The sequence below is a fragment of the Microcoleus sp. AT3-D2 genome (assembly GCF_036705715.1).
In the GTDB taxonomy this organism is placed as follows: Bacteria; Cyanobacteriota; Cyanobacteriia; order Cyanobacteriales; family Microcoleaceae; genus Microcoleus.
On record NZ_JAUBVE010000127.1, the window covers coordinates 1 to 9,048 of the forward strand.

Annotated in this window: 8 protein-coding genes; 6 read left to right on the forward strand and 2 right to left on the reverse strand. The window is 47.1% G+C overall.

Annotated elements, in window-relative coordinates; translation table 11 throughout:
* Positions 1-62: 62 nt before the first annotated feature.
* Positions 63-728 (forward strand): hypothetical protein, encoded by a 666-nt coding sequence (locus QUB44_RS29510; protein ID WP_333373162.1) that lies wholly within the window; start codon positions 63-65, stop codon positions 726-728.
* 218 nt (positions 729-946) lie between these two features.
* The gene (locus tag QUB44_RS29515) at positions 947-1,078 is read left to right on the forward strand and encodes a hypothetical protein (RefSeq protein ID WP_333373165.1); all 132 of its coding nucleotides are present in this window, start codon (positions 947-949) and stop codon (positions 1,076-1,078) included.
* A 26-nt stretch (positions 1,079-1,104) separates the two neighbouring features.
* Here the strand turns inward: QUB44_RS29515 and QUB44_RS29520 are convergent, their stop codons facing one another.
* Positions 1,105-2,514: a leucine-rich repeat protein gene (locus QUB44_RS29520; protein WP_333373167.1), complete on the reverse strand. Its 1,410-nt coding sequence runs from the start codon at positions 2,512-2,514 to the stop codon at positions 1,105-1,107.
* A gap of 135 nt (positions 2,515-2,649) precedes the next feature.
* Between QUB44_RS29520 and QUB44_RS29525 the strand changes: the two genes are divergently transcribed.
* The 4 genes from QUB44_RS29525 to QUB44_RS29540 all read left to right on the forward strand — a co-directional run bounded on the left by QUB44_RS29525 (position 2,650) and on the right by QUB44_RS29540 (position 6,932).
* Entirely contained in the window at positions 2,650-4,599 is a 1,950-nt protein-coding gene (locus tag QUB44_RS29525) for a long-chain fatty acid--CoA ligase (RefSeq protein ID WP_333373170.1), read from the forward strand.
* A gap of 154 nt (positions 4,600-4,753) precedes the next feature.
* The gene (locus tag QUB44_RS29530) at positions 4,754-5,194 is read left to right on the forward strand and encodes a YlqD family protein (RefSeq protein WP_333373172.1); all 441 of its coding nucleotides are present in this window, start codon (positions 4,754-4,756) and stop codon (positions 5,192-5,194) included.
* Between the two features lie 173 nt (positions 5,195-5,367).
* Complete coding sequence (locus QUB44_RS29535; RefSeq protein ID WP_333373177.1) at positions 5,368-6,666, forward strand: dihydrolipoamide acetyltransferase family protein; 1,299 nt, start codon at positions 5,368-5,370, stop codon at positions 6,664-6,666.
* A gap of 191 nt (positions 6,667-6,857) precedes the next feature.
* Positions 6,858-6,932, forward strand: a complete 75-nt coding sequence (locus QUB44_RS29540; RefSeq protein WP_333373179.1) for a four helix bundle protein — start codon at positions 6,858-6,860, stop codon at positions 6,930-6,932.
* Between the two features lie 239 nt (positions 6,933-7,171).
* Here the strand turns inward: QUB44_RS29540 and QUB44_RS29545 are convergent, their stop codons facing one another.
* Positions 7,172-8,632 carry a DUF3370 domain-containing protein gene (locus tag QUB44_RS29545; RefSeq protein ID WP_333373175.1) on the reverse strand — a complete coding sequence of 487 codons (1,461 nt, stop codon included), beginning with the start codon at positions 8,630-8,632 and terminating at the stop codon, positions 7,172-7,174.
* Between the last annotated feature and the right edge of the window lie 416 nt (positions 8,633-9,048).

The window sequence follows — 9,048 nt, forward strand, 5'->3', positions numbered from 1 at the left end:
TTTAAAAGTTTTTTTAGTTATTTAGTAATGCACAAATTTAGGTGTTTGTCAAATTAATTTAGATGCGTTTACCCTGGTGCTACTTACAGCATATTTACCCGCAAATGGCGCGGTTTATGGGAGGAATTTTTGATGACAATGGCAACATTCTAGAGATAGGTGTCTGGGAAAAAGAAGAACGCCAACATTGCCCGACATTTAGGAAAATTTACCAGCAACTTACAGGGGAAAAACTGCAAGTAAAACCCAACTCTGTGAATGGCTGTCAATCCACAGGTGACGCTTGGCAAGATACCTATAAACACGTGATTAGTCGCCTGAGTACCGAGTGGGGAGCTACTTCTGTTTATTTATGGTTGATGGTACACTCAACTGGAGCGTTGCAACAGGCAATTTCCCAGCCTTTACAGGATGAACTCAATCATTTGGCTAAGTTTTGGGGTTTCAGTCGCTGGGCATTCTCCCAGAGTTATTTCAATCAACTAAAAGGCTCTACCAAAAACCTGATTGCTTTGCTGAAACACCATCAGATTGAACGCACGCACGGTAACGATGTGTTTAATACTTCACTTAGTCTCAAACAGCTTTCTTTGGTGTTGGAATTTACTTTTACATTCACACGAGTGATGGTGCGTTTGCGGCGCTGGAACCGAGAGCTCAGTCGCAGTTATCTCAGACATTTGTTTGGTACTGCGCCGATGGTTGATGCACCGCGCAAGGTCGCTTAAATCTGAGATATTGCATGAGATTCATGAACAGGCAAGATGCCTGTTCCACAAGAGTTCAATTTTATTGGGTTAAGGTGTACCCTAAGCACCCAGCTATGTTAAAGTGCTGACAGATATACTTGTTTTAATCTTGAAGAATACACCGTATGAATCAAAGTTTAATGAATCTGTAACGATCGCACTTCAGAGACAATTGAAATTAAAATGTACTATAAATCATGCAAATTACGATCGACCTTCCCGACAATCTCTCCCTGACTGAAGCCGATGTGCGGATAGAATTGGCGATCGTACTTGATCGGCAGTCTCGAACGAGCCGCTCAACTCGTTTCTGTAATATCTCTGGATGACTATTATCAAGTTGAATGAGTGGTAGTTAAATTGGTGGTTCCCAATCACAGATAGACTCTGGCTTGAGAGGGCAAGTTTTGGGATCGATCGGATTTCCGTTGAGGTTGACCCCATCCAGGTTAGTCAAAAATTTTAGCGGTTTGATGTCGCTGAGAAGATTGTTTTCGAGTTCGAGTCCAGTCAGGTTAGTCAAGGATTCTAGCGGTTTGATGTTGCTGATTTTATTGTCGCTGAGGGAGAGCTTCGTCAGGTTAGTCAAGGATTCTAGCGGTTTGATGTCGCTGAGAAGATTGTTTTCGAGGTAGAGAGAATTCAGGTTAGTCAAGAATTGCAATGGTTTGATGTCGCTGATTTGATTATCACTGAGGTGGAGTTCAGTCAGGTTAGTCAAGGATTCTAGCGGTTTGATGTCGCTGATTTTATTGTCGCTGAGGCCGATTCCAGTCAGGTTAGTCAAGGATTTTAGCGGTTTGATGTCGCTGATTTTATTTCCGCTGAGGTAGAGCTCAGTCAGGTTAGTCAATGATTCTAGCGGTTTGATGTCGCTGATTTTATTTCCGCTGAGGTAGAGCTCAGTCAGGTTAGTCAATGATTCTAGCGGTTTGATGTCGCTGATTTTATTTCCGCTGAGGGAGAGCTCAGTCAGGTTAGTCAATGATTCTACCGATTTGATGTCGCTGATTTGATTGTCGCTGAGGTTGATATCTGTCAGGTTAGTCAAGGATTCTACCGATTTGATGTCGCTGATTTCATTGTTGTTGAGCACGAGCCAAGTAAGTTTAGTCAAGGATTCTACCGGTTTGATGTCGCTGATTTGATTGTCGCTGAGGCCGATTCCAGTCAGGTTAGTCAAGGATTCTAGCGGTTTGATGTCGCTGATTCGATTGTTGTTGAGGTTGACCCCACGCAGGTTAGTCAAGGATTCTAGCGGTTTGATGTCGCTGATTCGATTGTTGTAGAGTTCGAGCGAAGTCAGGTTAGTCAAGGATTCTAGCGGTTTGATGTCGCTTATTTCATTGTTGCTGAGATCGAGAATAGTCAGGTTAGTCAAGGATTGCAACGGTTTGATGTCGTTGATTTTATTGGCTTCGAGTTCGAGCGAAGTCAGGTTAGTCAAGGATTCTACCGGTTTGATGTCGCTTATTTCATTGTCGATGAGGCTGAGTTTCGTGAGAGTCGAAAATTTCCGATCTGCCGCATCGCACTCAGTAGTCCCTGCTTCCTGCAACAGCACCTCAACATTATGTTTAGTTTCAGGACTCAAATCAGCTTTTTGGCGACACCAATCCGCAAATGTTCGTCCACTGTTTCCCGCTCGCATTTCTGCCGCTTTCGCAGACAGTCCATTTCCAAATGCTAGGACGATCGCACTAAAAGCAACTACGATCAACCTTGATAAATTAATGTGTTGCTGTGCAACTATAAATTTTATCATCTTGCCTCTCTAATTTTCTAAATAGACAATGGCAGGTTGGCAAACTGTCACGATACTGCCATAAAGTTCTAAAATAGCTCTCATATTCAACTTATAGCCAATAATTTTATCTCCGAAAACTCAGGAAGATACCTTATGAACCGCCCACCATCTTACACATCATCTGAAATGACTGATCGCGATCGTGCGAACCTCAGCAAGCTAATCGATTACAGTTCCATCCAATCGATACCCGAAATTTGGGCGATCGTCAAACAGCGATTTCCTCAAACCGTCGCCCTCCACGACCCCCACAGCCAGCCAGAAATCAAACTCACCTACACCGACCTGTACCAACAAATCCAGCAATTCGCCGCCGGCTTACAAGCCCTAGGCATCGAACCAAATCCCGAAGAAGCAGTCCCTCCCCGCGTCGCCCTCTTCGCAGACAACAGCCCCCGCTGGCTGATAGCCGACCAAGGTATCATGATGGCCGGGGCCGCAAACGTGGTTCGAGGCGCCACCGCCGACCCCGAAGAACTCCTGTACATCATCCAAGACAGCGGCAGCACCGCCTTGGTAGTCGAAAACCTGGCATTACTGAAAAAACTGCAACACCGCCTCCCAGATTTGCCCATTCAACTCATCGTCCTCCTCTCCGAGGAAGAACCGGAAACCAGCCAAACCCTAAGCACAGTCAAATTTTCCCAAGTGATGACCACAGGGGCTAACCGTCCCCTCAAACCCACCAACCACAAGCCTCAAACCCTCGCCACTCTCCTCTACACCAGCGGCACCACCGGCAAACCCAAAGGCGTCATGCTGACTCACGGCAACCTGCTGCACCAACTCAACACCTTGGGCACAATTCTCCAGCCCGAAGCCGGCGACGGCGTCCTCAGTATTCTGCCCAGTTGGCACGCCTACGAACGCAGCGTCGAATACTTCCTGCTTTCCCAAGGATGCACGCAAATTTACACCAATATTCGCTATTTCAAACAAGACTTTAAAACTTACAAACCCCAGTACATGGTCAGCGTTCCGCGCCTCTGGGAATCGATTTATGAGGCAGTACAAAAGCAATTTCGGGAACAACCGCCTAAGAAACAAAAATTGGTGAATTTCCTCTTATCTGCCAGCCAGCAATACATCGAGAACCGCCGCATTTCCCAAGGATTAACTCTCAGTTTGAAACCTGCTTCTGCTTCCGAAAAACTAATCGCCCGCACCAAAAGCATTCTGTGGTCGCCTGTACACGCCCTCGCCGAAAAATTGGTTTACAAAAAAGTCAGGGAAGCTACAGGGGGACGCTTAAAATGGGCAATTAGCGGCGGCGGTTCTTTGGCAACGCATTTAGACAATTTCTTTGAAATAGCTAATATCGGCTTGTTGGTAGGATACGGTTTAACCGAAACTTCGCCGGTTTTAACTGTCCGTCGCCCTTGGCACAATCTTAAAGGTTCCGCAGGACAGCCGATCGCCCATACGGAAATTAAAATAGTAGACCCAGAAACCAGACAGCAACTGCCCACAGGCCAGCGCGGCTTGGTATTGGCGCGGGGGCCGCAAATCATGGCAGGTTATTATCTTAATCCCCAAGCGACTGCCAAAGCCATAGACTCCGAAGGCTGGTTCGACACCGGCGACTTGGGCTGGCTGACACCGGGAAACGACTTAATCTTGACCGGGCGGGCCAAAGATACGATCGTCCTCAGCAACGGCGAAAACATCGAACCCCAGCCCATAGAAGACGCCTGCGTCCGCAGCCCCTACATCGACCAAATTATGTTAGTAGGTCAAGACCAGAGATCCGTCGGCGCCTTAATTGTCCCCAATGCAGAAGCGGTCCAGAAATGGGCAGAAACTCAGAATCCCCCAGTACACGAAATTGACTGGAATAGCAAGACTATTCAAGATTTATTCCGCAAAGAATTGAACCGAGAGGTGCAAAATCGCCCTGGATACCGCGCGGACGATCGCATCGGCCCGTTCCGGTTGATTCAGGAGCCATTTTCGATCGAGAATGGAATGTTGACCCAGACCCTGAAAATTAAGCGCCCGGTTGTGACGCAACACTACCGCGATATGATTGACGGGATGTTTTGAAATATTCGCAGGACTTGGGGAATGGAAAAGAAAAAATTATCCCAACACCCCAGTCCCGAGTCCGAGTCCTCAGTCCTGGGCCATTAGTTCATGTTTACCAACTAATGAGTCATGACTAATGCCTAATTCCTAATTGACAAGCAACAACTTTTTTATGGAACCACAATTACTCTTGAAACGATCGATTAACGTTAAAGTCATCGTTACTCCCCGCTGGAAAGAAGAAGCTCAACAGCAACTCCAAGCCCAAATCAACCAAATAGACTCTCAGCTACAACAGTTAGAAATGCAAGGGCAGCGGATGATTTCAGAAATCCAAAAGCAAAATCTGCAGCCACCAGGCCCGCAAGTAATGCAGCAAATAGAAAACATTCAAGTGCAGGTGAATCAAAGAAAAAGCGAACTGCTAGAACAGAAAAACCAAAACCTGCAACAGCTTCAGCAAGTGCAGGTGCTAGACCTGGAACAAGAAGTGAGTCAAGGTCAAATTGACGGCACATTCACTGTCGGGCTCGGAGAAAACTTGATTCAAAAAATGCAAGTAGAAATTCTCCTCCGCGACGGCATAGTCGAAGAAATTCGAGGTGATATTTAGAAATTGGTAAGTGGTAATTGGCGATCGGTAATTGGCAATTGATTTTGAGTCAACAGTCACACATCAAGAATTCGAGAGACTGGCATAATAATAAGTATTGCCGGTGGCCGATCGCCAATGCTCAATTGCCAGATACCGATTACCTATTACCACATCAAAAGGACTTTTTACAGATGATTCGCGAAGTTTTCATGCCAGCCCTGAGCTCTACCATGACAGAGGGCAAAATTGTTTCCTGGGTCAAATCCGCCGGAGACAAAGTAGAAAAAGGCGAAACGGTGGTAGTCGTTGAATCCGACAAAGCCGACATGGACGTGGAGTCTTTCTACGAAGGCTATTTAGCAATAATTATCGTACCTGCGGGCGAAGTTGCTCCGGTGGGAGCGGCAATCGCCCTAGTAGCAGAAACAGAAGCCGAAATCGCCGTAGCTCAGCAGCAAGGAGCCGCCGCCCCAACCGCAGCCGCAGCCCCCGCTCCCAGCCCCGCTCCTGTCAGTGCAGCTACATCGTCAGTAGGTTTGCAGCAAAATGTCAGCCGCCAAAACGGCCGCAGCGTCGTTTCTCCCCGCGCTCGCAAGTTAGCCAAAGAATTTAAAGTAGATTTGAATTCTATCAAAGGCAGCGGGCCCAACGGTCGCATTGTCGCAGAGGATGTGGAAGCAGCAGCCGGCAAAGCCCAACCCGCTCCGGTTCAGCAACCGGTAACAGTCCCCGCAGCACCAGCACCCGCAGCACCCGCAGCGCCCGCCCCTGCCGCAGCCAAACCCGCCCCCGCACCAGTCCCGGCGATCGCACTTTCGGGCCAAAGAGTACCGATGAATGCGCTGCAAAATGCGGTGGTGCGGAATATGGAAGCAAGTTTGAGCGTGCCGTCTTTCCGCGTCGGTTACACAATTACTACTGATAATCTCGACAAACTCTACAAACAAATTAAGTCGAAGGGCGTCACGATGACGGCTATGCTGGCGAAGGCTGTAGCAGTAACTTTACAAAAACATCCTCTGCTGAATGCTTGTTATGTGGAGTCGGGAATTCAATACCGCGCTGATATTAATGTGGCGGTAGCTGTGGCGATGGACGGCGGCGGTTTGATTACGCCGGTGCTGCAAAATGCCGATCGCCTCGATATTTATTCTCTCTCCCGCACTTGGAAGGATTTAGTCGATCGCGCCCGCACCAAGCAGTTGAAGCCTGATGAATACAGCACGGGAACTTTTACTCTTTCCAATCTGGGAATGTTTGGAGTAGACAAGTTTGACGCGATTTTGCCGCCGAATCAAGGCTCGATTTTGGCGATCGGCTCTTCGCGGCCGCAAGTAGTGGCAAACGAGGAAGGCTTGATGGGAGTGAAGCGGCAAATGCAGGTGAATATTACTTGCGATCACCGGATTATTTACGGTGCTGACGCTGCATCTTTCTTGCAAGATTTAGCAAAATTGATTGAGACAAATCCTCAATCTTTGACGCTTTAATTAGTTGACCGTTAAGTGTTGACTGTTGACTGTTGACTGTTGGCAGTTGACAGTCAACAGTCAATGGTTTGCGATCAACTATGTTAAAGCAGCTAATAGGGAAAGCTTCCAACAGCTAATAGTTTATCAATTAGCTCTCCAACTAAATATGGTTTATTGTTAAAAAGTGGGACGACTTTGTGAAGGATACGATGGGCAAACAAATAGTGCGATCGGCTGATAGTGTTGGTGCTAATATTGCAGAAGGACATGGACGCTATAGCTAGCAAGATAATCAGCTTTTTGTGAAAATTGCTCTTGGGTTCATTAAACGAAACAAGACATTGGTTGAGACTTGCCTAAGCTCGCAATCTTTTGACTCAAGAACAGAGCGAGCGACTGCATCCGTTATTAAATGAACTTTCACCAAAACTTAATGCCTATCTTAACTCATTAAAACAAAAACCCAAAGGTTAACAGTCAAAAGTTAACAGTCAACAGTCAACAGTCAACAGTCAACCACCAACTAATTACTCGAGCGCACAGTCAAAACTTGCGGCGGCGTCGCATCCGGCGGATACAAGAAATCCACCTGCACCAAACGGCGTTCCCCCGGCTTCATATTCACATTCACCAAAGGTTCCCCCTGCTGTCCCCGGCGCTGGACGATGTGAATGTAGCGCGTCAAAGTCTTGCCCGTATCATCATTAAACATCACCCGCACCGTACCTCGGAAAAATATCCGATTTTCAGGAGGATCGTAAAACATCAATCCCCCCGATTCTGTATTTGCTTTGATCGGTGTTTGCATTTTAATGCTAACAGATTGAGACTCGCGAGATTTGTTGTAAAATGGAAAAGTTAAGTTGTATTGAATCCCGTAATTACCGTGAGCAAAATAAGCAGTATCGGGATAGCGAGCTAACATTTTAGCGCTTTGAACTTGACCGGTGCCAAAAGTACCCGTATCAGTAGTGCTCAGAGCATAAGAAAATGACTCGCCGCGCTTGGGAATAGTTAAATAATCGGTTCTCGAATTGTCCGTAATTTTAGCTTGCCACTGGGAACCTTCCGCTACTCCAGCTACGCGACCGTAAATTTTTTGCACCGGATTTTCGCCTCTCGGAGTTGGTGCTAAATCTCTCGGCCCCGCTAAACCTTGGGTATTTAAAATATTTTCCCACTGTTCTAAAGTCGGATCTTGCTCGACTCCTCCTTGACTTTTAGGAGCAAACATTGCTAATGATGCTACATAAATCGAATTGCTGCTCGACATTCGCATTAAAGTCGATCGACCGTTGGAAGAAGGGGTGACATTCCCCACAGGTATCGGCAAATTCATCAGCATTCGGCTCTGATTCGCCGGAATCTCGATCGCAGCGGGCAAAATGGCTTGTCTGTGTCCCCGCAGCACATCGCTGGTGATGCGGCTTCCAGGCCCCGCAAACACAGTGCCGAATCGATTTTCTAAATACGATGGCAAATCGACAAATAAGGCATCCGGCCGAGTTAAATAAGTCGCTCCTTGCAAGACATTTAAAGTAACAGGTTCGGAGTTAGGATTGTGGACAATTATTCCTTGAAATAAGGTGCGAGTTTCGGCGCGATTTTTAGCTTTGGCGATGTGGTGGGCAAAGATGTCAAATCGGCCTTTGAAGGGAAAGTTTAAGTGTGCAGAAGGTACTTGTTTTCCTTCCGGGGCAAATGTGGAGAGCAAAATGCCTTCGGTTTGCACAACTTCGGGGCTGTTGCTGTTGAAAACCGGGATGTTGTCGAGTTGTCCCGGTAAAACGCGCACTTGCTGGGGCATTGTCACTGTTTTCAGCGGGCTGCTGCTTGGCTGTGGCGGCAAATCCAGTTCGTTTTCGGGTGCGGGGGCTTCTGGGTCTATGATCAGTTGTTGTTGGGCGGGAGGTGCGGGGATTGTTTGGGCTAGGGGGAAAATTGGCAAAAACATTGCTGTGAGCGCGTTTAACTGAACTTGCATTGATATTGGGTCGATCCTTTTCGTTGGCGTAGCCCCCGTAGGGGCGGGCTCGGCTAACGGGCGATCGACACAAAACTTTACCACAAGTTGGTTGATGTGTTTGAGGAATTTTGGATTTTAGCACAGACGTGGCGCTCAGCTTTCGATCGCACCTTCCTGATACCAATTTAATGTGAAGTTGCATAGAATTCGATCCCCCTAAATCCCCCTTAAAAAGGGGAGTAGGGGTTGACTTCAAGAAGCTTCCGGTCCCCCCCTTCTTAAGCTATGCTTTATAAGGATCTTTCTTAACAAGAAAGTTGACAAAAATAAACATCTATGCTGTTAAACGATCGGGTAATTGCCCAGGAGTCAGGTTAAAATGATCGAGCAATGGGTAAGACAAGAATTAGAAAAAACTGACTTAGGAGATCCAA

Excerpts from the sequence above, each read along its gene's own strand:
- QUB44_RS29510 (WP_333373162.1), top strand. The coding sequence starts at position 63 with ATGCGTTTACCCTGGTGCTACTTACAGCATATTTACCCGCAAATGGCG.
- QUB44_RS29515 (WP_333373165.1), top strand. The coding sequence starts at position 947 with ATGCAAATTACGATCGACCTTCCCGACAATCTCTCCCTGACTGAAGCC.
- QUB44_RS29520 (WP_333373167.1), bottom strand. The coding sequence starts at position 2,514 with ATGATAAAATTTATAGTTGCACAGCAACACATTAATTTATCAAGGTTG.
- QUB44_RS29525 (WP_333373170.1), top strand. The coding sequence starts at position 2,650 with ATGAACCGCCCACCATCTTACACATCATCTGAAATGACTGATCGCGAT.
- QUB44_RS29530 (WP_333373172.1), top strand. The coding sequence starts at position 4,754 with ATGGAACCACAATTACTCTTGAAACGATCGATTAACGTTAAAGTCATC.
- QUB44_RS29535 (WP_333373177.1), top strand. The coding sequence starts at position 5,368 with ATGATTCGCGAAGTTTTCATGCCAGCCCTGAGCTCTACCATGACAGAG.
- QUB44_RS29545 (WP_333373175.1), bottom strand. The coding sequence starts at position 8,632 with ATGCAAGTTCAGTTAAACGCGCTCACAGCAATGTTTTTGCCAATTTTC.